General features: G+C 45.1%; 19 protein-coding genes. 2 read left to right on the top strand and 17 right to left on the bottom strand.

What is annotated here, in order from left to right; genetic code table 11:
* Positions 1-7: 7 nt before the first annotated feature.
* Positions 8-895, bottom strand: a complete 888-nt coding sequence (locus JJU34_RS12950; RefSeq protein ID WP_228692801.1) for an acetoacetate decarboxylase family protein — start codon at positions 893-895, stop codon at positions 8-10.
* Between the two features lie 3 nt (positions 896-898).
* Complete coding sequence (locus tag JJU34_RS12945; protein ID WP_228692800.1) at positions 899-1,915, bottom strand: esterase; 1,017 nt, start codon at positions 1,913-1,915, stop codon at positions 899-901.
* A gap of 410 nt (positions 1,916-2,325) precedes the next feature.
* Between JJU34_RS12945 and JJU34_RS12940 the strand changes: the two genes are divergently transcribed.
* Positions 2,326-2,805: a nuclear transport factor 2 family protein gene (locus tag JJU34_RS12940; protein WP_228692799.1), complete on the top strand. Its 480-nt coding sequence runs from the start codon at positions 2,326-2,328 to the stop codon at positions 2,803-2,805.
* Between the two features lie 393 nt (positions 2,806-3,198).
* Here JJU34_RS12940 and JJU34_RS12935 read toward each other — a convergent pair whose 3' ends face one another.
* Together JJU34_RS12935 and JJU34_RS12930 are read right to left on the bottom strand one after the other, a co-directional pair.
* Entirely contained in the window at positions 3,199-4,719 is a 1,521-nt protein-coding gene (locus tag JJU34_RS12935) for a sulfatase (RefSeq protein WP_228692798.1), read from the bottom strand.
* Positions 4,720-4,723: 4 nt separating this feature from the next.
* Positions 4,724-6,493: a c-type cytochrome gene (locus JJU34_RS12930; RefSeq protein ID WP_228692797.1), complete on the bottom strand. Its 1,770-nt coding sequence runs from the start codon at positions 6,491-6,493 to the stop codon at positions 4,724-4,726.
* A 143-nt stretch (positions 6,494-6,636) separates the two neighbouring features.
* On the opposite strand from JJU34_RS12930, the gene JJU34_RS12925 reads away from it, so the two are divergent.
* Positions 6,637-7,173, top strand: coding sequence for a hypothetical protein (locus JJU34_RS12925; protein WP_228692796.1), 537 nt, complete (start codon positions 6,637-6,639; stop codon positions 7,171-7,173).
* A gap of 3 nt (positions 7,174-7,176) precedes the next feature.
* On the opposite strand, the gene JJU34_RS12920 is transcribed toward JJU34_RS12925, so the two are convergent.
* The 13 genes from JJU34_RS12920 to JJU34_RS12860 form a co-directional block, all read right to left on the bottom strand.
* Positions 7,177-8,910 (bottom strand): M14 family zinc carboxypeptidase, encoded by a 1,734-nt coding sequence (locus JJU34_RS12920; RefSeq protein WP_228692795.1) that lies wholly within the window; start codon positions 8,908-8,910, stop codon positions 7,177-7,179.
* 94 nt (positions 8,911-9,004) lie between these two features.
* Entirely contained in the window at positions 9,005-10,216 is a 1,212-nt protein-coding gene (gene argJ, locus JJU34_RS12915; protein ID WP_228692794.1) for a bifunctional glutamate N-acetyltransferase/amino-acid acetyltransferase ArgJ, read from the bottom strand.
* A 15-nt stretch (positions 10,217-10,231) separates the two neighbouring features.
* Entirely contained in the window at positions 10,232-11,278 is a 1,047-nt protein-coding gene (gene argC / locus JJU34_RS12910) for an N-acetyl-gamma-glutamyl-phosphate reductase (protein WP_228692793.1), read from the bottom strand.
* Positions 11,279-12,466, bottom strand: coding sequence for an aspartate aminotransferase family protein (locus JJU34_RS12905; RefSeq protein WP_228692792.1), 1,188 nt, complete (start codon positions 12,464-12,466; stop codon positions 11,279-11,281).
* Between the two features lie 2 nt (positions 12,467-12,468).
* Positions 12,469-13,287 (bottom strand): acetylglutamate kinase, encoded by an 819-nt coding sequence (gene argB / locus JJU34_RS12900; protein ID WP_228692791.1) that lies wholly within the window; start codon positions 13,285-13,287, stop codon positions 12,469-12,471.
* 273 nt (positions 13,288-13,560) lie between these two features.
* Positions 13,561-14,358: a PhzF family phenazine biosynthesis isomerase gene (locus JJU34_RS12895; protein ID WP_228692790.1), complete on the bottom strand. Its 798-nt coding sequence runs from the start codon at positions 14,356-14,358 to the stop codon at positions 13,561-13,563.
* A 50-nt stretch (positions 14,359-14,408) separates the two neighbouring features.
* Entirely contained in the window at positions 14,409-15,860 is a 1,452-nt protein-coding gene (locus JJU34_RS12890) for a potassium transporter TrkG (RefSeq protein WP_228692789.1), read from the bottom strand.
* 3 nt (positions 15,861-15,863) lie between these two features.
* On the bottom strand, positions 15,864-17,210 hold the full coding sequence (gene trkA / locus JJU34_RS12885) for a Trk system potassium transporter TrkA (protein WP_228692788.1): 1,347 nt from the start codon (positions 17,208-17,210) through the stop codon (positions 15,864-15,866).
* 341 nt (positions 17,211-17,551) lie between these two features.
* Positions 17,552-20,605: a type I restriction endonuclease subunit R gene (locus JJU34_RS12880; RefSeq protein WP_228692787.1), complete on the bottom strand. Its 3,054-nt coding sequence runs from the start codon at positions 20,603-20,605 to the stop codon at positions 17,552-17,554.
* Positions 20,592-22,109 carry a Fic family protein gene (locus JJU34_RS12875; protein ID WP_228692786.1) on the bottom strand — a complete coding sequence of 506 codons (1,518 nt, stop codon included), beginning with the start codon at positions 22,107-22,109 and terminating at the stop codon, positions 20,592-20,594. Before JJU34_RS12875 ends, JJU34_RS12880 begins: the two co-directional genes overlap by 14 nt.
* A gap of 15 nt (positions 22,110-22,124) precedes the next feature.
* A complete protein-coding gene (locus JJU34_RS12870; RefSeq protein ID WP_228692785.1) occupies positions 22,125-22,544 on the bottom strand; it encodes a GxxExxY protein in 420 nt (139 codons plus the stop codon).
* 57 nt (positions 22,545-22,601) lie between these two features.
* The gene (locus JJU34_RS12865) at positions 22,602-23,978 is read right to left on the bottom strand and encodes a restriction endonuclease subunit S (RefSeq protein ID WP_228692784.1); all 1,377 of its coding nucleotides are present in this window, start codon (positions 23,976-23,978) and stop codon (positions 22,602-22,604) included.
* Positions 23,971-24,519 (bottom strand): DUF1016 N-terminal domain-containing protein, encoded by a 549-nt coding sequence (locus JJU34_RS12860; RefSeq protein ID WP_228692783.1) that lies wholly within the window; start codon positions 24,517-24,519, stop codon positions 23,971-23,973. The genes JJU34_RS12865 and JJU34_RS12860 overlap by 8 nt, the downstream gene beginning before the upstream one ends.
* Between the last annotated feature and the right edge of the window lie 39 nt (positions 24,520-24,558).

Raw genomic sequence — 24,558 nt, 5'->3', positions numbered from 1 at the left:
TAACACGTCAATGGATGCGGTATTTTTCGATGTCGCTGATCTGCGGCGCACGTAACCATTCCTCCGATAACCCCAGACCGATCACCGATTCCAACCCTTCGGGCATTTGCTCCGGCGCCTGGTCGTAGGTAAGAAACCAGCACTGAAAATGATCGTCCAATATGCCATTCGCCGCGGGCATATAGGTAGTAAAAACGGGATCCGGGTTGATGTCTATTTGCCGAAGCATCGCTACATTAGGGTGATCACCGATATGGAGGGATGCTTTAGCTTTCCCAAAGAGGTTTAGTCCAGCCTTCGTCTGAAAATACACATACGAAGCCATGAGCATGTTTCGATATTGGCAATAGTTGGTAGCTCCAATGCGAATACCCAGACTGCTCGATCGGGGCTTTTCAATTTCTACACGAAACACAAACTGCCCGTCCTTTTCGTATTGACTGCTTACGTTCGAAGGCGTATCGATAAAATCCAGATTTGCCTGATGTTTGGGCATCCCCCAAATTCCTTTGCCGCCTTTCACCGACACTTCCGAACTCACGGGCAGGTCCAGAATAAACTGTCCGGTCCCATAAAGACCAGCAAAAAGCGCATTCAAAACCCTTGGCGCAGCCTTTTTCCCATGGGTGCAGCCGATGGCTATGCTAAACTCTATGTATTTTCCAATACTGGTGTCCAGGTAATTGATCACTGTAATCAACAAAATACCCCGTCCATTGGGAAGTTTTAAAGCGTGTATTTCATTGCCAGGCAACAATGCGTTGGCCTTTTCCCAATCGCAGGAAAACCCTGCCATGAATGCCGGTGCATTCTTTGCTTGAATCGGCATCTGATAGGGTATTCCATCTACAAGGGAAAACCTGCCGGTATAACGCTTGATCCTTTTTGGTGGCATAGGTCAGTTTTTATCCAATTCGGCAATCATTTTCGGGAATACGTCGATGTGTGCGTTTTTTCCAAAAAACACATCCAAGTGACTATATTCGTCCAGCAGGTACAATTGATGAAAACCAGGATTAAGTTTGTCCAAGTATTCGAATGTTCGCTTTTGGCTTTCTGCCAGAAAACACTTGTTCTTCTCTCCTGCAAAAAGTACTATGCGGGCCTCCGTCTGTGGAGGCGTCACCTGATACTCCATGCCGGATCCATCGGACGGCTTGAGTACCCCCTCGCGCACACAACTTCGAATATGTCGGAAAAATGTGAGCGGCACATGGGCAAATTCGTACTGGATCCAGTCCATGGTCTTCTTGTCCAAGTTTTCCAACTCCCACAGCGCGGGCATCCCAGATCCGTAGGTAAAGCTAACCATCTTGCCAACCGTAGTATCTGCCTCCCAGTGTGTAGCCTTCACCAACTTTTTAATCATTTTGGATTTGAAATCCGGTGCGCCCAAGCCCCATGAGGGGTCCAAATAGTCAAACATAGTGCCCACTATAGGGAGCAGAACACTCAACTTGAACACAGAAAACCGTGGGATTACGGGATGTAACGAAACCGCGTTGCTGATGATGACCTTGACCTGGGGAAGCAAACCCAAAGCAGCTGAGATCATGAAGCTGGTACTCCCCTGACAGTGAACAATGGCCTTTAACTCCGAGTGGCCCGTGCATTCCAACACCTTCTGCACCGCAGCTGGGTGATCGAAGTGGGCTACTTGATCCAGATCCCATTCGTTGGGTTCCAAATCTATACTCGCTCGCCAGTTTTCTAGCCACACATCGTATCCCGCATCGGAAAGCATGTGAATGATGTTTTGCTCGGCAGGAGGGTTAAAAATATTGCTCCTTACTCCGGCCCCGTGGACCAGGAGTACCGGTCCTTTTGGGGTGGGATTTTTGGTTACATAGTGCTTTAAATTACAGGAAAACCCATCTAGCGCTTGGAAGGGAATCGTGTCAAATTGGTTGTTCATAGAGCTTAGATTTTCAGGATTTAAGTTATACAGAAGGATTGAAAATCCAAAGAAAATTCCAAAAAATAATATTTTTTCGTTATTTAGCCATCATTTGGATTCAATATCCCTTCGAGATACCGATAAACAAGGAAGATTTGACTCAGAATACCTACCTTCGTACCATGCTATCAAGCATTTCAAAAGAAAGCAAACCGAACGGATGGAAGAAAGATGATTACCCTTCAACAACCCAAAGACAGACGGGCATTCTACCTTTGCTAGGGAGCAAATTATGACCACTAAAATTCAATCATAGCCATATGAAATCGAGCATGACGTAGCCGTCACACACTGGAATGCCCCGCTATCGGGGAAACCATGCGACAGGCAGGGATTCGATCTGACCATTAAAAATCAATTATAGACAGATGAAAACAGCGCGATACCTTTTTGTACTGACTTGGATGTGCGTTACCGGATGTTCTACATCAGAACAATCAGAAGAAGATAACACGATGAACTACCAAAACGACATCGAAATCATTGCCGCCATGAGTAGTGCAAGGGCCCGAGCCTTCAATGAGGGAAATGCCGCCGAAATTGCCAAGTACTTTGCCGAGGATGCGTTTCTAATGGCGCCGGAAAAAGAAAGCCTGCGGGGAAAAAAAGCTGTGGAAGCCTACTATCAGGCTATTTTTGACGAGTACAAAACCATCCTGGAAAGTGGCTATGAAGATGTGGTCGTTGACGGTAATTTGGGATATGGAAGGGGTTTTGCCAAAGTCACCCTGATCGCTAAATCTAGCGGAGACACCCTTTTCTCCACTTCTAAATACCTCAATATCCTGGAAAAAAGAAACGGAATATGGATTACCACTCACGACATCTGGAATGGAAATGAACCATAAAAAAAGCTATGAAACAATGTTTCATAGCTTTAGTCAATTAACAATAAACCCAAAATAACCAAGCTGCAACAGAAGGATTCGAACCTTCTACAAAGTGTTTCTTTGCTCCCGATTAACCTTTCGAAGGCTTTGTTACAGGAAGGGGTTTTCTCCCCTTTTGTTGACACAAAGATAGCGGAGGTTTTTCGATTAAAAAAATTTTTACTTAAGTATTCTTAAAAAATATATTTTTTTTAATCCAAGGCTTCAGAATTAATATTTTATTAATTGGAAGCCGCTAGGAAAGCGCTTCATTAGAAAGATTATAATTTGGAAAAAAAAGGATTAAATAACCCTTGGCAGAATAATGATTGGAATAAGACTCAAAACCAGCCTTTACAAATGAATTAGAGCTCATTTTATCCAATCATCCCAATTAATCGGACTACCCTCCCAATGCCATACGCCGTTGATATTTTCCAGGGTACGGTGCTGACTTCCCGGCGCATGAGGAGCATCCTGTTCCTTCAACCAACCGGCCAATGCATTCTTTACCTCTCCATAAGCTGGGTCCAACGCTAAATTTAGGTGTTCGTGAGGGTCTTGCGCGTGATCGTAAAGCTCTTCTGATCCATCTGCATACCGGATATAACGCCATCGCTCAGATCGTACGCTATTGTTTCCTGGATTATGGGTGGTGATTGCGGGTCTTTCTCTAGACGCATTAGAGTCCCGCAGCTGAGGAGCCAGAGAGAGGCCTTCGAGTCCTTCTTTAGCTGAAAGCCCAGCCCATTCCACCAAAGTCGGATAAATATCCAAGAGCTCCGCAGGACGGCTTACGACCTTTCCCTGAGGAATATCCGGGCCTGCAAAAATCAAAGGAACATGGGTTGATCGCTCCCACAAGGTATTCTTTCCGGTGATCCCTTTTTCTCCGAGATGAAATCCATGGTCCGACCAAAGTACCACAATGGTATTATCCGAGAGCCCCTGCTTCTCCAACGCATCCAAGACCCTTCCCACCTGGGCGTCCGTAAAACTGATCGTGGCCATGTATGCGCGTACAAAATTTTCCCATTGGTTGTTTTCCTTCAGCCAACTCAGCCTGACCTCCGGGAGATACCAATGCAGGTACCAAGAAAAATCCGGAACATCTTCTCTTTCATCGTCCGGTGCAGGCGGCAATTGGATCCCTGCCTCCTCGGGATAGAGGTCAAACCACTTTTGGGTAGCAAACAACGGAACGTGGGGAAGCCAAAATCCAACGGCCATAAAAAACGGCTTTCCCTCTTGCGAGTTGGCCAATTGCTCCAGCTTTTCCTCCGCCCATGTGGCGACTTTATAGTCGTTTCTCACACTGTCACCAACCGCGGGATAAACGCCCCAGTCGATCAACGGGTGGTTGCCCATATGGGTGTTGGGCACGATCTTTTGCGCAGGGTGTCCAGCGGTGCCTCCTCCGATCGGGCCCCACTCTTCAAAGTCAGCCCGCTTTTCCTCGGTATTACCCAGCGTATGGAATATCTTCCCGTTGGAAAGTGTACGGTATCCATGTTGTTGAAAATACTGCGGAAGGGTCACAGCATCCCGCGTCAGGTCCACATCCCTGAAATGCGGAGCGAGGTTGTAAATGCCGGTCGTAGAGGGTCGATACCCGGTTAGAATACTGGCTCTGGAAGGATTGCACAACGGCGCCTGCGTATGGGCGTTGGCAAACAATACCCCCCTTGCTGCCAGCCGGTCAATATTAGGTGTTTGGATCTGCGGGTGTCCCCCCAATACGCCTACCCAATCGTTCAAGTCATCGATGGCGATAAAAAGAACATTAGGTGGGAGCTTTTCCTCGGATAGCTGATCTGAAGCACAACCAAACAAACTACAGAGGGCTACCATATAGCCCGTAAATCCTACGATCCACTTCGATTTTAACGTCATAAAGTTATTTTTTTGGAAAGACGACGGTCCAGATATTTCCTCCCCGTTGCCTCCCACCATATTCAATCACATACAATTCGTTTTTTACCAAAACCGCATCCACGGGCTGCGAAAACCCCTCTGCGATACGCCAGGTTTCTAGTCGGAAGTTCGATACTTCGGGATCAAAGGTCACCCGCAGTTGCAATAAATCCTCCCCGTTGTTGGTGAAAGGTTGCATGAGGCTGGATTTAGTACCTTTGGTATATCGAAGCGTAAAGGCGTTTCCGGTGTACGGATCGGCCAGTCGACGGTCTCTATCAAAGTTTAACCCCAATGGGGACGAATGGGCCGTGAAACTTGAGATACTCTTCCCCTCCATGAAAGCATCCCTGATTTCACCAGTTTTTCGATCCCGGTATTTTACGGCATCCGGACCAAAATTCTGCATGCCGGGCGTAAAAACGACGCCCTCAGGTCTCTTCGGGAAATCTGGATCATTGTAAAAATCGTGAGGCCAAGCAGCAGCCGAGGTATTCAAAAAGGGATCTTTCTCCGGATCCGGATGCCAATCTGCAAACTGCTGAGGCGTTTCCAAGCCTCCCATTACCCAGGGAAACCCGTAGTGGTGCTCTTCCCTGACCCAAAACATGTCCTCACTCTGATCGTAGTCACCGGAATTCACGACGGCAAACAGGTTACCATCCCCATCAAAATCGATGTCGTAGGCATTGCGAATGCCTTCTGCATACAGGTATCCGGCATTCCGAAGTTTTTCCAGGTCATTTGGCAACACCAAATCCCGTGCATCGATGGGAAACCTAAAGATTGCGGCCGTTAGGGGTTCATTTCTGGAATTGGGATACGCGCCTTTATTATCCTGAACCTCCCCGTGATCGGTCCTAGATCCGCTGACCACAAACAGAAAGCGCCCATCGGGACTGACCCTTACCGCACTCCAACCGTGATCAAAGGGAGTGCTAGTGGTCCCATATTCCACGGTCGAAAATACTTTTGAAACTTGGTGATTCCCCGAGGGGTCCAATTCAACTCGCATCATCCAACCGGTAGTCCCCTTGTTGTCATTGACCCGTATATTGCCTGCCAAAAAGAGCGTATTGCCATGCATGGTGGCACCTTGAAGCCGGTTAATCCCATGATCTGCGGCACTAACCACCTTCTCAGTCCTGAGCGGTTTTTGACTGCGGTCTATTTTATACACCTCTCCTTCAAAGGTAGCATACCACAGGGCATCCGCCTCTGGCTGATAAAATATCCGTACGGCCCGAGCAGCCACTTTGAGATAGTGTTGTATGCCTACATCCTCCCGAAGACTAATCGGCGACGCCGCGAGGGTTTCAGCCATTCCCTCACCCAATTTCCGAATATAGGCAGTTACCTGCCACCGCTCTTGCTCAGAGAGCACTTCTTCAAAGGAAGGCATGACGCTTCTGCCTTGGCTGATCTTCCAAAAGATCGCCCCATCCGTCTGACTCAAAAATTCCTGGGTGTGAAAATTGGCAGGTATAGAACCCATGGCGCTTCCAGCAGCCCCATCGCCCATCCCACTTTCTCCATGACAACTCCAGCAATACACCTGATACAGTGCCCGACCGGCTTCTACAGAGGCCTCATCCTGAAAAGGATTCAATCGGTGATTGGCCTCTTGGGGTGCCTTCCACAACAATGCCTGTTCGGAATGCCCCCGATCTGAAGAAGAACAGGCAAAAAACACCAAAAGACTGCTTAAAAACAACGCGAATTGTATCCGAGGCCAAGTTAATTTACCACTCATTGCGCTTTAATAACCTTTGTTTTCAAACTAAAGAAGCCAAAATCCAGTTTAATATAACTGAGGTGGTCCGTACGACTGCACAGACCTTCTAAATTGCCAAATATTTTTTGTATTCCAGATAGAAAACCTAAAAAAGTACACCTATGAAGCGAATTTACCTCAGTATTTTGGCCTTGTTTATCTTCTCCCAAATTTCCTATGGACAAATAGGAGAAAACTTTCTTAATGTCGGATTTGACGGCGCATTGACGCTGAATGAATACTATCAGAATGAATTTCCTGCAGGGTTTGGGGGCTCGGTAAAGGCACTCTATGGCGTTGGAATGAACGGGCAGTTAACCTTAACGGGAGGTTTTACTTATATACCCATCAGGTCTACCATTGCACTGCCATTTGGTGACAACGTAGCTTTTAACCTCATCCCCGTCACGATCGGTTACCGCGTGAATTTCGACCACTTCTTTTTTGAACCTCAACTGGGGGGAGCAATGCATATAATCCGAAACCGGTTTGCACAAACCAGCGATAATCTAACCTCCGTTGAATTAGGTTTTGCAGCAGAGGCCGGTTACGTATTCGACCCTCTGGAGGTCAGTCTCAGGTATCAGCACACAGGCAGATCTCCCTTTCATCTGGGTATACTGGCCATGCGCGTTATGTTCCGCATGCCGGTATTTTAAGGGCTACTCCAGCCTATATATGGGATATGCATGGTACTCTTTTTCCTTCCAGGACGAGTTTTCATATACCCAACGCAGTTGCGCAGATCCGTCTTTGGCAAAGGATTCATCGCGGAGCTTTTCTTCTTCAAGTTGTTGCCGAATGGTCGGATTGGCCGCCAAGTAAGCGGCTGCTAAGTCCTCAAAAACATACGCAGAGTATCCCTCCTTCGCTTGCAGGATGGTATCAAAGAAGTTCCACGCAAAAAAACTATCTTCCCCCTGCGGTTCCAATACCTCAACGAGGTACCTAATTGCGACTTGTTGGGTAGGCACTACGTAATCCCCTTTTCTAAACGCATAAGAGCCCGGTTTTTTATCCACCTGCACGTCCGAATGCAAATAGTGCCCTTCGTACGCCCTCGGGGTGGTTTTGAAATCCCTTATTTCATATGCTGTAACCTGCAGCACCGTGTCTTTTTCCAGCCGCTCCATTTTTATACCATTTCTGGAGAGGTTCTCAATTATTTGAAACCAACCCTGTGGTATAACATATGCCTTAGGTACCTGAATGGTAATACCTGGCACATAGGTGTGGTAAAAGGCTACTTGCTTGGTAAAGGGTCTGCCCCGGTCGTAATATAAGCGAGGCAAACCGGATACATCAGAAGGCTTAAAGCCTGATTCAAACCCATGAAAGACGATCGATTTAAATTCTTCGCGATTTAGCTGATGGTTTAAGGCAACCTCCACCTGCTGCGAAAGCCATTTGCGCTGCTCATCGTGTAGGCGCAGGATCTTATGGCCGTCTCGCTGTATAACGGCAAAAAACGTTTCAAACAAGGCATACGTCGAGCGTACCCTTTCCTCGTAGGGTTTAAGCATGTGCGTTTCGGGCATAAAGCTCAACGTTCCGAACAATGCCGCATAGCCACTGCTATACCGGCCACTGTCTTTAAATTGGGCCCAGCCGTCTTCGGGTTTCCCATTCCACGCATTCACATAGGGTACCAATGGAAAACCCACGTCTGCCATCCCCTGATATAGCTGGGGTTCCAACTCGTCTTCCAGGTATGTCCCCATGGGTCCGCCTAAGCGGTTGTGCTGGGTGGAAATAAGCGTCATTACGTGCTGGTAGTCAGCTCCATTGCTTACATGCGTATCGATAAAAAGCTGGGGACTGAGCCAGTGAAACAGTTCCTGAAACGATCGCGCATTTCGGGTATCGGCTTTGATGAAATCCCGGTTGAGGTCGTAATTGCGGGCATTTGCACGAAAGCCATAGGCAGCTGGCCCGTTTTGGTTTACCCGGCTGTAAGAACCCCTGTTGAGGTGTCCTCCAATATTATACACCGGGACTAAGGCGACTACTGTATTTTCGGGCAGGGAAAGTTTTCCTGTAGCCAGATCTCGGATCAGCATCATGGAGGCATCTATCCCATCCGGCTCTCCAGGGTGAATGCCGTTGTTTATAAACACTATCAAGCGGTCATCCCGGTGCCAAACCTCCGGATCAAACTGCTTCCTAGGATCATACAAAACCACATGCAGCGGAAATCCGGCATCCGTCATACCCTTCTCAACCATTTCGATGGCGTCAAAATCCGTTGCAAGCTGCTGGAAATAGGCCACTACCTCGGAATATTCCGGAGTTTCCAGCCCTCCGCTGGATTCAAAACGGGTTGTATAGGCTTGCTGTCCATATCCATCGACAAGCATTGCTGCAAACAGCAAGAGGGTAAAAAGGGAATTTCTCATGGCCAAATTTCCATAAAATAAAAAAGGAAAGCAACGATATGCCTCAAGAGGCAGTATCCTTACTTTCCGGCGAAACTTACTTGCGGTTATACCCCTAAGTGGTGTACACCGAGTTAAACATGACATAATCTGTGGTCAGATCACTTCCCCAGCCCACTGCCTCGTATTTTCCCGTATTGAGTTCCAGGTGGACCCGGATATGGGATTCCCTGAGCAGCTTTTTCATGTAGTTTTTGTCAAAATCAGTCGGAGTTCCTTTTTTGAGTACCTGCACCATGTTGTTGCTATCTCCCAGATACAGGTTGGCTTTCCGATAATTAAAGGCGATTCCTGCGTTTCCGCAGGCGGCAATGATACGGCCCCAGTTTGGATCACGTCCAAACATGGCGGTTTTCACCAGGACGGAATCAGAAATCGCCCGCACCATCAGGCGTGCGTTTACCTCTGATTTTGCATTGGATACGTGGTATTCGATAAATTTAGAAGCTCCTTCTCCATCCGATACGATCAACTTTGCCAAGTGAATCAACAATTCCGTCAATTTATCTCTAAACATCAAATACAACGGATCATCCGTACTCGTGATCTGTCGATTACCCGCCATACCGTTAGCCAAAACCGCCACCATGTCGTTGGTAGACGTGTCGCCGTCCACGGTGATCATGTTAAAGGACCGCTCCACACAGTAATTTAATGTCTTTTGCAGAAGCTTTTCGTCAATTGCAATATCCGTCGCCACGAAGGCCAGCATGGTAGCCATGTTGGGATGGATCATACCGGACCCCTTGGCCACCCCTCCGATGGAGATTGTCTTTCCCTCCCATTCAAACTCCACAAATCCCTCTTTTGCAAAGGTATCCGTGGTCAGGATGGCATTCGCAAGGAAGGAACCCGCTTTCGGCTCGTTGCTTAGCTTGGGGATATTGGTGCGAATCCCTTCCACCACTTCCTCAGTCGGAAACTTCTCTCCGATCAACCCAGTAGAGGCCACAATCACGTCTTCTTTGGAAATAGAAAGCATTTCTGCTACCGTATCCGCCATGGCTTCAGCACCCAGCCGACCCTGCTCTCCGGTACAGGCATTTGCATTTCCGGCATTGCACACGATCACCTGTGCCCGGTTATTCTTAAGATGCTTTCGCGTTACCTTGATGGGCTCGGCCTGCACCTTGTTCTGCGTAAGCGTGGCCGCGGCAGCAGCTGGAACCTCCGAATAAATGAGGGCGAGATCTCTTCTCATGGACTTAACGCCGGAGTGTGCTCCCCAACATTTAATGCCCTTTACATTGGTAATATTTTTTATCATCGTAAAGCAGTAAGATTATGGTTTCATGGGAACTTGGTCCAAACCGACGGCTTGTTCCAATCCCAACATTAGATTCATGTTGTGTACGGCCTGGCCGGCTGCGCCCTTCACCAGATTGTCGATCGCTGAAACGACGATAAGACGCTTCGTACGGGGATCGATATGAATGAAGATATCACAGTAATTACTACCGCGGACATCCTTCAGGCTAGGTGCTTGCTTCCGAAAACGGATAAAAGGCTGCTCTCGGTAAAATGTTTTATAGGCAGCTACTACCTGTTCCTCTGAGACATCTTTCGCCAAGGAAGCATATGCAGTAGCCAAGATCCCCCGGTCCACCGGCAGCAGATGTGGCGTGAATTGAACCTGACATCGGTTGCCTTGGATCAGGCCCAATTGCTCCTCAATTTCAATGGTATGCCGATGGTTTCCAATTCCATAGGCACGAAAATTTTCGTTCACATTCGAAAAATGGGTGGTATCACTCGCTTTTACACCTGCACCGGTTGTACCAGATTTGGCATCGATGATCACTGAATCGGCATGCACAAGCTCTCCAGCTAGTGCCGGAGCTAATCCAAGAATGGATGCCGTGGGATAACACCCGGGATTTGCCACCAAGTCCGCCTGCGCAATCGCTTCGCCATGCAGTTCGGGCATTCCATATACCGCTTTGCCAAAGCCTTCCGCATAGACATGTCGCTTCTTATACCAGTCCTCATATACGGTAGCATTGGACAATCGAAAATCTCCCGACAAATCAACCAACTTTGTTTTTCCGTACCATTGCCGGACAAATTCCATCGAAACGCCATGGGGCAATGCCAAGAAGAGCACATCCTGCTCCTCCACGTCAATTTCCGCTGCCCGCTCGAGTGGAAGGTCCAAAATCCCAACAAACTGCGGATGTAAATCCGAAAACGCCTTGCCGGCGTGTGTTTCGGAAGTGATATGCTCGATAGAAACAAATGGATGGTTTACTAAAATCCGTGCGATTTCGGACCCGGTATACCCGGAAGCTCCAATGATCGAAGCCTTGTATTTTTTATTCGGTAATGACATTTAATCGTTTGTTAACAGTTCCCTAAGTACTTCCAGCGCAGTTTTCAGATCGCTTTTGGGAATATTCAGCGGCGGCACCAGCCGGAGTACATTGTCTGCTGTTGCATTCGCTATGATACCCCTATCCATGAGCGCCTTGACCAATGGCGCCGCCGGTTTGTCTAACTGCACGCCGATCATCAGACCGACGCCCCGGACCTCCCGGATCGTGCCAAACTCTTTCTGAAGCCCCCTAAGCTTATCCATCAACCAAGCACCTTTTTCGGTTGCCTCATCCAGCAACTTTTCTTCCTGAATAACCTGCAGGGTAGCCAATGCCGCTGCTGAAGCCAGTGGATTGCCGCCAAATGTGGTACCGTGATCGCCAAAGTCGATGGCATCGCCAACTTTCTTCACGCACAAAAAAGCTCCAATTGCCATGCCCCCACCCAATCCCTTGGCCAAGGTCATGATATCCGGCTGTACGCCATAATGGTCTTTGGCAAAGTACTGGCCTGTTCTACCCACCCCGCACTGTATCTCGTCAAAAATAAGTAGGATTCGGTGTTCATCGCAGTAGTTTCGCAACTGCTGAAGGTATTGAGGATTTGCCGGTCTGATACCTCCCTCACCTTGGATAGGTTCCACGATGATCGCAGCCACTTCCTCGGACGACACAGCCTTGATGGCAGCGATGTCGTTGAAGGGCACTTGTGCAAAACCGGTTGGTATGGGTGCAAATCCCCTTTGGTATTTCTCCTGTCCGGTAGCAATGGTCGCAAGCGTTCTGCCGTGAAAGGAATTTTCCATAGAGATGATAGTACCTCCCTTTCCGTTCGCATGTGCCCACTTTCTGGCCACCTTGATGGCGCCTTCCACCGATTCGGCGCCGCTGTTTGTCAGAAACACATGATCCATGTAGCTGATATCCACCAACAGTTTGCTCAGGGCGACCTGAGGGGGACTGACGAAAAAGTTAGAAACATGCATCAGCTCGGCAGCCTGCTCCTGTATGGCTTTCACCACCTTCGGGTGGCAATGTCCCACATTGTTTACCGCAATCCCGGCAAGCAGGTCAATGTATTCCTTTCCATCTGCATCCCAAAGCCTGGAGCCTTTGCCCTTGATGAAGGCAAGCGGAAAACGCTTGAAGGTCGGCAAATAATGTAATTTGTCTTCTTCGTGTAAATATAGGTTAGAGATTTCCATATCTAGGGGGTTATAATGGTTCCATTTTTACGGTGATCAACGAGCACATCCGTGAGCAATTCAGGCTTGGTTCCGTTGAGGATGACCACTTTCTTCACCCCATTCTCCAATGCCTCCAAGCAGGATGTGATTTTCGGAATCATCCCACCTGTAATGGCTGAGCCAAAAAGCCCTTGTAATTCAGGTGCGGAAATCTCGGGGATCAATGAATTGGGATCTGGAAAGGACCGATAGAGACCGTCCACGTCCGTTAGCACCACATAGGCATCTACATTTAAAGCAGCTGCTATTTTACCGGCAAAAACATCTCCATTTACATTGTAATCATTTCCTTCCTCATCAGATGCCAGGCAGGCGATCACAGGTACAAATCCCGCATCCAGCAAGCCATCGATCAGCTTTGTATCCACCTCCATCAGGTCTCCCACAAAACCCAGATCCTGTTCCTGTATGGTTCCATCGGGCGCTGTCTTTCGGTGTACGCGTTTCTTTGCCACGGCAAACTTACCATCCTTGCCAGAGATTCCGACCGCAGACAGACCGTTCCGGTTGAGCGCAGAGACCAAGGAACCGTTTACTTCTCCTTTGAGTGTCTTTTCAATGCAGCGAAGCGCCTCACCACTGGTATGTCGGTGCCCATCGTAAAACACCGAGCTGATTCCTGCTTCTTCCAAAGCCTTGTTGATAAAAGGTCCCCCGCCGTGAACGAGGATTACTTGGTAATTTCTATCCTTAAGCTCCTTGAGCTGTTTCGCAATTTCCTCTTTGAGCTGTTCATGGATCATCGCATTCCCACCGTATTTGATGAGAATTTTAGGCATGTTCATTTTAGTATTTTTTTTATATGAACGAGGCAAATAAAACTTACTTGCCCCTATTTACAGTAGAAATATACTGCGTAAAAATTTCGAGAAATCGTCATTTTCAGACATATTTCCAAATGTTTAAGCAACAACCATACCATTGATAAACAATTATTGCGAAAAATTCGAAAAAATAACCCAGATAAAAAAATTAATTAAAATTATTAAAATGATTCAAAAAACAACTACAACGACGTTAATCCTCTTGGAATCAATACCTACATGACCCTATCAAAGATCATTTTCCCGCGTAAAATAGCCGGATAACCTGACTTTCGACCCCAGGAGTTGAATGTTGAAGACCCCACCCCTGCTACTTAGTTGATGAGCGATCATATCCTTCTTTTCCAGCCGTTGTGACCAAAAAGGTGACAACATGGCATGGGATGACCCCGTGGCAAAATCCTCCAATTGCTGTACATGAGGTACGAATGTGCGACTCACAAAATCCACCTTGGATCCGGGCGCGGTAACGGCATAGCCGAAAATTTCGCTGTCGCGCAGCCGGTCAAAATTGGGCTGCATGCCTTGAACTTGTTGTTCCGATTCGGTGAGTATCAAATGCTTGTTACCTGTTTCGTACATCGCAAGCACCGGAATGCCCAACCCATCCCGGATAGCTTGGGGTACTTCGATTTCCTGTATAACTGGAATGGCATCGAGCAACAGCGAAACCTGATCCGGATAGTGAAAATGAACCTCCATTTCTCCGGATCCAAAACGCAATGTAAAGGTCTCTATGTCTTTGTACTTCTGGCCCAAGTAGGCCCCTGCAGCCGCTGCACCGTGACCACATAAACCGATCTCTTCGTCGGGCGCAAACCAACGCACCCAAAATTCAGTAGCTTGCTGTGCATTTCTTACCAAAAAGGTGGTGGCCGGTTGCTGGTATTTGGCGGCAAGGACCTGCATATCATTTTCTGAAAGCGGTTCGGACACCTCCACAATGGCCGCGGGGTTACCCTTGTATCCAAGTTTTCTTTCTGTGAATACAGCATAAACCGGTACTTCGTTCGATTGATTTTCCATTTGAATGTTTTATCAAGTCAGCGACAATGACCTCTATCCAGAATAGGTAGTTAATTGGCCCTCCAAAAGAATGGAGTGAACAGTACCAGAATGGTAAATAACTCCAGCCTACCCAACAACATTAAAAAGCTTAGAAACAGTTTGGCAAACGGCGAGAAAAACGCAAAGTTATCCATAGGTCCGACAAGGCCAATCGCAGGTCCCACATTTCCCAACGCTGAGGCTACAGCACCAAAAGATGTCAGTAGATCATATCCCGCTATGGACATCACGATACTGCCCACCACAAAAATCATCAGATAAACCAGCAGGAAGGTGAAAATATGGGTAATAATCCGACCATTTACCCGCTCACCGTTTATTTTGAGAGGTATTACGGCACGGGGGTGAACGATCCGCTTAAACTCCAACGTAGAGTTTTTGACAAACGTCAGGTGGCGGATGAATTTGATACCTCCTGATGTGGACCCTGCACAGGCACCGGTAAACAATAGCATAAAGAAAATGATCGTAAGTCCTGAGTTATACGAAGTGTAGTCGGCGGTGACATAGCCAGTAGTCGTAACCAACGAAACTACTTGAAACAATGTATCCCGAAAGGCCTGTTCCCAGTGTACACCAGTAATCAAGTAAACAGCAATAGCTACTACAAACACCACCACAGAAACCGAAATCAAGTAGGCCCGGAATTCATCACTGGCCCAAACCCTGTTAAACTTACCGTTCAGCCCCAAATAAATCAGCGTATAATTGGTGCCTGACAAAAACATAAAAAACACGGTGGTATATTGAATATAGGGACTTGTGTAATAGGCCATCGAAGCATTTTTCGTCGAAAACCCTCCTGTAGCCATTGTGGATAGAGAATGACATACCGAATCAAAAAATGTCATCCCTTGGAAATAATACACCCAGGTGAGTACAATGGTCAACCCTACGTATACCAGCCAAAGCCGTTTAGCCGTCTCCTGTATGCGTGGGTGCAGCTTATCTGAGGTAGGGCCCGGTGACTCCGCAACAAACAGCTCGATCCCACCAATCCCCAAGAGTGGAAAAATGGCAACAGTCAACACGATAATTCCCAAACCACCGATCCACTGGGTCATGCTGCGCCATAGCAATACACCCGAAGGCAAAACTTCGATATCTTCCAGAATAGTAGCACCAGTGGTGGTAAATCCGGAAATTGTTTCGAATACTGCATCTGCAAAATGAACAATCGACCCACTGAAAAGGTATGGTAGGAGTCCAAAGATCGTCATAAACACCCAGCTTAGAGCGACTATAAGATACCCTTCCCGCTTGCGGATGTTTTGGTCTTGTGAAGCAAAAGAAAAAAACAACGTCGCACCAACCGTTCCCGAAATCAAGGCTGCCATGATCAGCGGAAAATCATCCCCGCTGCGGTAGTAATAGGAGAATGCGATACAGGGCATCATACTGATAGCCAACAGCATGAGTAGTCCCCCCATTACCTTAAAAATCGCCTTAAAATGAATCATCTTTTAATTGAATAGTCTTTCTAATACAGGCTTTGCCGAAGGCAGTGCTAGCACGATGGCTTTGTCGTTTAACTGAAGGTGAAAGTTACCATCCGGAATATACACTTCATCTCCACGTATCACGCCTGCAACAATGGCGGTTTCCGGAAAATGCAGTTTTTTCAGTGACTTTTTGGTGAGTCGATTATTCTTTGTAACCACGTATTGGACAAATTCCGCATCCACCCCGTGTATGCCTGCTACAGCCTCCACGTTGCCTTTGCGGAGGTACCTGCTTACGTAATTTGCCGCAACCAGCTTTTTGTTGATTAGCGAATCCACCCCGATGCTGTGGGAAATATGGATGTATTCCCGGGTATCCACGTGCGCAATGGTTTTATATACACCGTGATTTTTGGCACTGAGACTGGTGATGATGTTGGTTTCCGAACTCTCTGTAAGGGCCAGAAATCCGTCCATGGTTTCCAAGCCTTCGTCAATCAGCAGACTGATGTTCTTATAGTCTCCATGAATCACGAGGGAATGGTCCAAGCGTTGGGAAAGCCACTTGCATCGCTCCTTTTGGTTATGAATCAATGTGACTCGATAGCTCTCCTCCAGCTTTTTGGCCGTGGAATAGGCTAGGTCATCTCCACCTATGATCATCACCTGATTAATGGGTACCTCCTTGTGACGAATCAATTCCTTGACAGAGTCCACGGCCGTCTTATTCGAAATGAAATACACATGGTCTCCGTTTCGGATGTAGGTGTCTCCCTTTGGAATAATGGTAATTTGGTCCCGGACCAGCGCGATGATGCGAATGTCTTCGAAAATAGGATCCGTACTGGCATCGGATAGTCGCTTATTCACCAAGGGCGAGTACCTATCTAGGGTGATGCCCACGACGTTCAGCTTACCTCCCTCAAACTCCATGACATCCGAAAAGGTGGAATTTTTCATCATCCGCGTAATCTCGTTGCTGCAAAGCATGGAAGGCGAGATGATGGAGTCAATGCCTAGGTTCAAAAAATAGTTTTGGTTTTCCGGAAAAAGATAATCGTGGCTACGGACCCTGGCGATCACTTTCTTGGCCCCCAACTGTTTGGCCATAACCGCAGTGACCAGGTTGGTTTTTTCTGAGGTAGTAACAGCCAAGACCAAATGAGCTTGGTGTACATTGGCCCGTTTGAGTACATCGATAGAGGCGGAATCTCCCAACAGGGTAAGAACATCCAACTGGGAGGAGGTACTTTCCAATACATCGGCATCGAGATCGATCAGGGTGATATCGTTGTGTTCAAAGCTGAGTTGCTCAGCCAAATGATACCCCATATCTCCCGCTCCTGCAATCACAATGTTCATTGCCATCTCAAAAATTTTCCGTTGTGGTTAACCGGCGCAAAAATACATAAGATTATTCGGCATTTTGTTTTTTGATTGAACTATTTATGGATCAGGCTCAAAACACCTCGACGCGGGCTAGGACTTGAACCAGTCAATTTTCGAGCAAATGAAGTCGGTGAGATGGGGGATTTAGCAGATTGACAACGAATCCTCTGCCACTCGGTCGCTAGTGGGATCAAACCTGTAGTAGGGCCACTACAGTTTATGCCTTTTGTGCTATGGCACAGCCTTTCACTCCTTGTCCTCCATTTTATGTTAATGTTTGAGAAAACCGCTAAATCCATCGATTTACAAATAATCGCGAACTATTTTCCAATTCTCGGATGATCAATCATCCTTTTCATGGTGTCAAATAAGGCCTGATAGAAAGATTCGTCCTTTGCATACAATTTATACAACTCCAGCTCCTTTTTTCGCTGCTGCCCCATTACCTCATCTAAGATTCTCTTGAAAGCCAAGTCACGGTTCTGAGAATCTCTATTATCAGCTACTTTGGTTTTAAAATCTGGATGGGCTTGAATATGTCTGCTGATGGATATGAACTTTACTCTCTGATCTTCTGGTGTAGCATCCCAACCTTGAAACCATCGATCATTGAATGATTTGATGATTTCATCTAAGGGATCTTTGTCTTCATTGTTACCATGTGCACCTCTGGGGTTAGGGTTTTGTGGATCCAATTCGGTTGACGAATCATCTAATCCAATGGTGTAGTTAAGCTTTGTTCTTTCTAAGCCATAGGTCGATAAATCAACAGACTCTAACAATTCATCTATCAATTCATCTTCCTTAGTCTTGACAATCAATTTGGGAATCAAGAATTTCAAAAACCAAAACAGCTTTTCCCAAGGCAATACTTCATAAGGCATGATGGAAGCCATTTGTCCATATATCTTCACAAACTGCTTCGCTTTGATTTTGAAGTCTGCCTTTTCATCGTCTTCCAAATCCAATGCTGCATTGAAACGATTAGCTGCTGTATCAATGATAGGACTCAGTTGTTGTGCATCTACACCCTCAAAATAGTTGCTCACAAACTCTTCTACCTCTTCCCACTCGTACACACCCACATCATCCAAAGTCCCTTTTAATTCATGTAAAACATTGATATCTGTCGCGCCGCTGAGTGAGGTGGACGTATAAAATGGGTCAAAGGATAATTTAATTTCATCCACATCATTGAAAAAGTCCAACACAAATAAATCTTCGGTTTTCTTCCCCAATTTATCAGCTGCACGATTCAAACGGCTTAACGCCTGAACTGCTAAAACACCTTGTAGCTTTTTGTCCACATACATGGTGCAAAGCTTGGGTTGATCAAAACCAGTCAAGTATTTATTGGCCACAACCAACATCCGATAATCATCGGAATCAAAGTGGTCTCGGGTATCTTTTTCTGCAAAGCCATTCAAATCAGCTTCTGTATATTCAATCCCATCCACTGTTTTCTTTCCCGAAAAGGCAATGGCTATTTTGAAGGGATTTCCTTTGTCATTGATGATTTGTTTGATGGCCAAAAAATAACGAATAGCCGATTCAATATTTTGTGTAATCACCATCGCTTTTGCTTTCCCTTTGAGCTTTTTGGTATTGGACACTTTTGTGATGAAGTGCTCAATGATGATTTCGGCTTTGGTAGCTATGGTTTGTTTGTGTCGCTCTACATACGCACGGAGTTTTTTCTGTGCCTTTTTGGTGTCAAACAAGGGGTTGTCTTGAATGGACTTTTCTATTTCATAGTAGCTTTTGTAGGTGGTATAATTGGCTAATACATCCAAAATAAACCCTTCTTCAATGGCCTGCTTCATGGAATACAGGTGAAAAGGTTTGAAGCTGCCATCTTCCTGCTTTGTCCCAAATCGTTCCAATGTGGCGTTTTTGGGTGTTGCTGTAAATGCCAAGTAAGATGCATTGCCCTTCATTTTTCGGGCTTGCATGGCTTTCAAAATGATATCTTGGCCATCTTGGTCATCCTCCTCATTAACTCCCATACCCATGGCCTGATTCATAGTACCTGCTGCAGTACCACTTTGTGAACTGTGTGCCTCGTCAATAATGACTGCAAATCGCTTGTCGCTGAGGTCTGCTATACCATCCACAATAAATGGAAATTTCTGAATGGTGGTAATGATGATTTTCTTACCTTGTTCCAAACTCTCTTTCAAATCTCGGGAAGAAAAAGCTGGGGCAACGATATTCTTAACTTCGGAGAATTCTTTGATATTTTCGCGCAATTGTTTGTCAAGCAATCGCCTATCGGTGACTACAATTACCGAATCAAATAGCGGATTTTGAACCCCTTTTGAACCGGGCAAATCATCCCTTTCTGGATAAGTCTCTATCAATTGATAGGCTGCCCACGTGATGGAATTTGATTTTCCAGATCCTGCTGAATGCTGAATCAGGTAGGTATGGCCTACACCATTTTTGGAAGCATGACTGAGTAATTTCCGAACAACATCCAATTGATGATAGCGAGGAAAGAACAGGGTTCTTTTTCCTAATGGATCTGTAGATTTTCCATCAAACCTCACAAAATGTTGAATAATGGTAGCCAAACTCTCTCTCGTAAAAATCTCCTCCCACAGGTAGGAAGACCGATGCCCAAATGGGTTAACAGGATTTCCTTTGCCGCTGTTGTTTCCTTTGTTAAAGGGCAGAAAGAAAGAGTTGTCCCCATCTAGCTTGGTACACATATATACTTCATCTGTATCTACCGCAAAGTGTACTACGCATCGGCCAAACTGCAGCAATGGCTGACGAATATCTCTATCTTTCTTGTACTGACGGATGCCATGACTCTTGGCTGTTTGTCCGGTCCAGGCATTTTTGAGTTCCAGTGTGGCGATGGGCAAGCCATTGATAAAAACCACCATATCAATCTCTTCTCGCTGATTGTCTGTATTGTAACGAATTTGACGGCTTACACTGAACTCATTCTTTTCAAAATTAGCTTTTACAGCCTGACTGCTGCTCGACATGGGAACTTGATAGAGCAAGGTGAAGTGGGCATCTTCCACTTCCAAGCCTTTGCGGAGTAAGCGAAGTATCCCATATTTCTTGATCATACGGTCATAGCGCTCCACTATCTTCAGTTTCCAGTCTGCTGATCGCTTGAGTTTATCCAACTCTTCTTCCTGCTTGTTTTCTAAAAAATGCCAAAACCGTACTTCGTCCAAAGCATATTTCGGATTGAAATCATTGGCATCTCCCATATAAAAACCATTACCAGCACGATAGATCGCATGAGGTTCAGAAACTAGGCTATCATCACCGCCTTGTTCTTCTAAGGAAGAACCTGTTAGGGCTTTCTCAATGGCAGCTTCTAGGGCGGCTTCGTTAGTTTTACTTGTTGTCATCTGCAATTTTTTCTTTGATTTTCAATCCTGCTTTTGTCAATCGGTAACGCTGTTTCTTACTTTTTGGCTTATCAGGAATTGTCATTTCGATCCAATTGGACTCAGTCGCTGGATCAAGATAGTTTTCATTAAAATTTGTCCGGTGGGTGAGGCCCAACCTTTCCATCATTTCACTCCTACTTAGTTCTCCCTCCAATATCCACAAGAGTCGGTGCGGCAAATATTCAAGGTTTATAAATAAGCTATCATGTGCGGTATCATGTGCGGTATCATGGTCGGTATCATGTGCGGTGCTTGCAGAAGGACGCCAAATCGTAACAGTAAATGTCTTATTGTCTTCAAAATCAGGCATTCTTAAGCCTCTCTCTGCACTCAGGGTAAACATCTCGGGAATCCCCGTCCCAAAGCGCTCAATCGCACCAGTCAAGAACATACAGTTGGCCAGAGCTGGATTAAATGGATAAGAACTATGTGGGTCTTTCAGTTGTGAAATATTTAACTCCTTTGGAAGGGAACCTGGATTAGAGATTTCTATTCGATCTTTGAAAACGGAAACTTGAATGCTTCCTTTGCTGTAATAATCCCGATGTGCAATGGCATTAATAATACCTTCCGCGATTACTGCTCGAGGAACTTCGTAGGTAGTATCTACTAAATTGGTTTTACTTCTGTCACCTGTGGATAGGCTGATTTTGGAAAGTACGAAGTCAATAGCATCATCTGCCATTTGAAATACTGTACCTCCAAATTCCTTGTAATCGGGAATTGGTTTGCTTACGTTTAATCCATGGAAATGTGCACATTTGACTGTAGCTGTTGGGAAGTATAGTTGGGTTTTTTTACCAAAAGCCAGCATAGCACTATTAGTAAGCTGCCCTTGTTTCAACAAATGCAGGTGAGTAAGAATTTTTTCTTTCGGATCCGTTTCTTTGAAAGGGAAGTTACGCTTGGCCCTTGCCTCCCGAACAAAGGTCATCAGCCCCTCTTCAGAAATATCATGCAAACTGGCCTTACTTAGTATATTGCTGTCAAATTCATCTGCATCAATTTTCCCACTTTGCTTAAGATAAAGTATGGCGGCTCTGTAAATTTCCGTTTTGAGATCATCCAATGACTCAAAACGCTTTCTGGAAACCTTATCCCCAACTTTATCAATAAACTTCAGCTGTTTGGGATGACGCTTCAAAGTTTGATTTCCTTGGATAAATACCCAACAGGACTTATGGTTTTCTTGTGCTGCATCGAATTCTCTTTCAGTTGGGGAAATCCCCTCTTTGTCTTCAAATCCATAATCAGCGCCCAATATTCCCAAGTAGATTTCGGCCTTTTGTACTTCATGGAGGTACACTTTTCCGGGACTATCCCATGTAGCAGCTACTTCTTCAAATAAAAAAGGTTCAAAAAACAATTTTAACAACTCATCTTCACGAATATAGGCAGCTAAGGCTTGCCGCTCGTTGGCAAACTCCTTTTGTACACTCGATATGAAGATTATTTCTTTCATTGTCAGAACTTTGATTTAGTTGATTTTTGGATTACCCTGATTCTTTTGATTAAACTTCTTGTTTTGGACTCTTTTGAATTGTAATGATTTTGCACCGAAATTGATCAGTAACCCTATTTCTAAATCATAAGCTTCTAGGTAATTGATCGCTTGCGCCAAGTGCACATCTTCCAATTGAATAATGGCCTTTAGTTCTACTGCAATAATCCCTTCCACCAAAAAATCGACTCTTCTGGTGCCTATTTGCTGATTTTTGTAAAAAACAGGCATATTATACTCCCTTTTAAAACTTATGCCTTCGTCCGTCATTTCAATTTCTAAAGCTCGTTGATAAATGACTTCCTGAAATCCATTACCCAAAGCTGAATGCACCTTCATCGCACTTCCAATAATTTGGGAAGTTAAATCAGAGTACTTGTATTCATTATTAATCATAATTTATCAAAAATCATAGTTCATCGTAAATCATAGTATATCATTTAATCACATAAATCACAGTTCAGACACCCTTATCTTCCCCGTCACCGCCCCATCAATCAGAGTTGATTTCAATTCCTTTAATTTCACTATCTGCTGCTCCTGCAACCTTATCGCTTGATCTATCTTGACGGATTGGGTTTCGATGTGCGTAATAATTTTATCTTGTTCATTTTTATCTGGAAATGTGATTTCCATATTCATAAACATATGGGCGTAAAACCTTAGTCTAGAGGAATGAAGACCAGTCGAAACTTTATTGTAATATTCAATATACTCACCTGTTTTTAGTTTATATTCTAAAAACCTTTTGTTAAAAGAATCCATTTTTTTCATTCTATAAACGCCATATGATGGACTTACTATACCTGTTTGGTTTGCAACACCAAGAGCACCCATCCATGCCCACATGATATTGTAAACTAAATCTCCATCTTGACATATCTTAGACCCAGAGTAATCTTCAGCCATAAACATGTTTATTTCCTTTTCAGAACGTGGAGTTACACCAGTCATATGAGATACAGACAGTAATTCTTCATTTCCATTTATAGACCTTTCTGATACTTCGTAAAATAAATACTTGCATCTCTTTACCTCCCAGTGCTCTGGAATCTCCCCAATCCATTCCACACCGCTATCTTTCATTCGTCTGAACTGTGATTTTTTATGATTGGTTGATGGACTTTGATTTTTTGAATCAAAATCAGCTAAATCAAAATCATCACACAAATCATAGTTCAGACCTTTTGTTACCGCATTTTGAATGATAATCTGCTTGCGTTCTTTGAGCAGGGCAATCATCTTTTCTTTTTGAGCAATGGCACGGTCTATTTTAGCGGTTTTGTCATCTAAGAATTTGGCGATGGCGGTTTGTTCTTGGATAGGTGGAAGTATTGACCAAATAGCAAAAAAATCATCTGTGTACAATCTCAATCTACTTTCTATGACACCTGAACTGTTCCTTTTAAATTCAGATTTGTATATCTGGCTTCTCACTAAATAATGAAAGAAGCGTTCAGAGTTACCAGTGTTTAATCGATAAATTGAATAGGCAGGACTTGTTATCCCATCAAAAGGAGAAAATCCAAGGCTACCATTCCATGCAAGCATGATGTTGCTGACTAAATCGTTTTTATATACCTTTTTGTATCCTTCAAGTGTTGAAGCAGTTGTTAATAAATCTCCTTCTTCAACTTTATCTGATTTTTTGGTAACACCTGTGTACTGTGATACGGAGAGTAAATCTTCTGAGCCTTGTGTACTTCTTTCGTTTATTTCTTTGAATAAATACTTAAATCGCCTTAATTCCCATCCCTCAGGAATCTCTCCCAACCATTCCACACCCGAATCCTTGTAAGCAGGATATTTTTGAACTTTCAATTTATTCATGGCTGCTCGTTTTTAGGGTTTGTTCAATCTCTTCAATGGTAGGTAGGCTAGATTTCAAGTCCTCTGGTACTATTTCTGTCAGTTTAAACTCACTCATGCCCATAGGTTTATTGATGTCTCTCAAGGCAAACTCAGCTTCCGCCTTACTTTTTGATTTGGTAAAAATCAACACGTTGTGTCCCCAGGGCAATTGGTCAACAATGTGTTGACCAAAATCAAAAGCTGTCAACTGGTCAACGGTCTGTTGACTAATTTCCGACTGGTAGAATTGATAAAACTGTTTGCAATATTTCAGGTTGGTTATCGAGAAACCTTTCAAATCTGGAAATTCAGCCGATAAATCTTTGGAGAGCTGATTTAAAAGTTTATCGCCCCAAGCGGCTTTGGATTGCTGCTCAGTAATCATTCTACCTAAATCAAAATAAAAGTGTATCAACTCTTTATTAGCTGCCAAAGCTGCCTTTACCCTTGCAACACTAACTTTCTCTTTTAACGCTTTTAGCCAATCTTGATATTCTATGTTGCTTTGTATCTCCATCATTCCATCAATTTTTTAAGTGTTTCTGCATCGGGCAGGGCG

This window comes from Lunatimonas sp. (genome assembly GCF_020832325.1).
Taxonomy (GTDB): domain Bacteria; phylum Bacteroidota; class Bacteroidia; order Cytophagales; family Cyclobacteriaceae; genus Lunatimonas.
The sequence above is the reverse complement of the archived record's forward strand: the minus strand, read 5'-3'. Positions and strand labels throughout refer to the sequence as shown.

What these genes read in the sequence shown, in the direction of transcription:
- JJU34_RS12905 (WP_228692792.1), bottom strand. Translation starts at nt 12,466, where the DNA reads ATGGAAATCTCTAACCTATATTTACACGAAGAAGACAAATTACATTAT.
- JJU34_RS12945 (WP_228692800.1), bottom strand. Translation starts at nt 1,915, where the DNA reads ATGAACAACCAATTTGACACGATTCCCTTCCAAGCGCTAGATGGGTTT.
- JJU34_RS12865 (WP_228692784.1), bottom strand. Translation starts at nt 23,978, where the DNA reads ATGAATAAATTGAAAGTTCAAAAATATCCTGCTTACAAGGATTCGGGT.
- JJU34_RS12935 (WP_228692798.1), bottom strand. Translation starts at nt 4,719, where the DNA reads ATGACGTTAAAATCGAAGTGGATCGTAGGATTTACGGGCTATATGGTA.
- JJU34_RS12930 (WP_228692797.1), bottom strand. Translation starts at nt 6,493, where the DNA reads ATGAGTGGTAAATTAACTTGGCCTCGGATACAATTCGCGTTGTTTTTA.
- argC (WP_228692793.1), bottom strand. Translation starts at nt 11,278, where the DNA reads ATGTCATTACCGAATAAAAAATACAAGGCTTCGATCATTGGAGCTTCC.
- JJU34_RS12875 (WP_228692786.1), bottom strand. Translation starts at nt 22,109, where the DNA reads ATGAAAGAAATAATCTTCATATCGAGTGTACAAAAGGAGTTTGCCAAC.
- trkA (WP_228692788.1), bottom strand. Translation starts at nt 17,210, where the DNA reads ATGGCAATGAACATTGTGATTGCAGGAGCGGGAGATATGGGGTATCAT.
- argB (WP_228692791.1), bottom strand. Translation starts at nt 13,287, where the DNA reads ATGCCTAAAATTCTCATCAAATACGGTGGGAATGCGATGATCCATGAA.
- JJU34_RS12920 (WP_228692795.1), bottom strand. Translation starts at nt 8,910, where the DNA reads ATGAGAAATTCCCTTTTTACCCTCTTGCTGTTTGCAGCAATGCTTGTC.
- JJU34_RS12950 (WP_228692801.1), bottom strand. Translation starts at nt 895, where the DNA reads ATGCCACCAAAAAGGATCAAGCGTTATACCGGCAGGTTTTCCCTTGTA.
- JJU34_RS12925 (WP_228692796.1), top strand. Translation starts at nt 6,637, where the DNA reads ATGAAGCGAATTTACCTCAGTATTTTGGCCTTGTTTATCTTCTCCCAA.
- JJU34_RS12870 (WP_228692785.1), bottom strand. Translation starts at nt 22,544, where the DNA reads ATGATTAATAATGAATACAAGTACTCTGATTTAACTTCCCAAATTATT.
- JJU34_RS12880 (WP_228692787.1), bottom strand. Translation starts at nt 20,605, where the DNA reads ATGACAACAAGTAAAACTAACGAAGCCGCCCTAGAAGCTGCCATTGAG.
- JJU34_RS12860 (WP_228692783.1), bottom strand. Translation starts at nt 24,519, where the DNA reads ATGATGGAGATACAAAGCAACATAGAATATCAAGATTGGCTAAAAGCG.
- JJU34_RS12895 (WP_228692790.1), bottom strand. Translation starts at nt 14,358, where the DNA reads ATGGAAAATCAATCGAACGAAGTACCGGTTTATGCTGTATTCACAGAA.
- JJU34_RS12890 (WP_228692789.1), bottom strand. Translation starts at nt 15,860, where the DNA reads ATGATTCATTTTAAGGCGATTTTTAAGGTAATGGGGGGACTACTCATG.
- JJU34_RS12940 (WP_228692799.1), top strand. Translation starts at nt 2,326, where the DNA reads ATGAAAACAGCGCGATACCTTTTTGTACTGACTTGGATGTGCGTTACC.
- argJ (WP_228692794.1), bottom strand. Translation starts at nt 10,216, where the DNA reads ATGATAAAAAATATTACCAATGTAAAGGGCATTAAATGTTGGGGAGCA.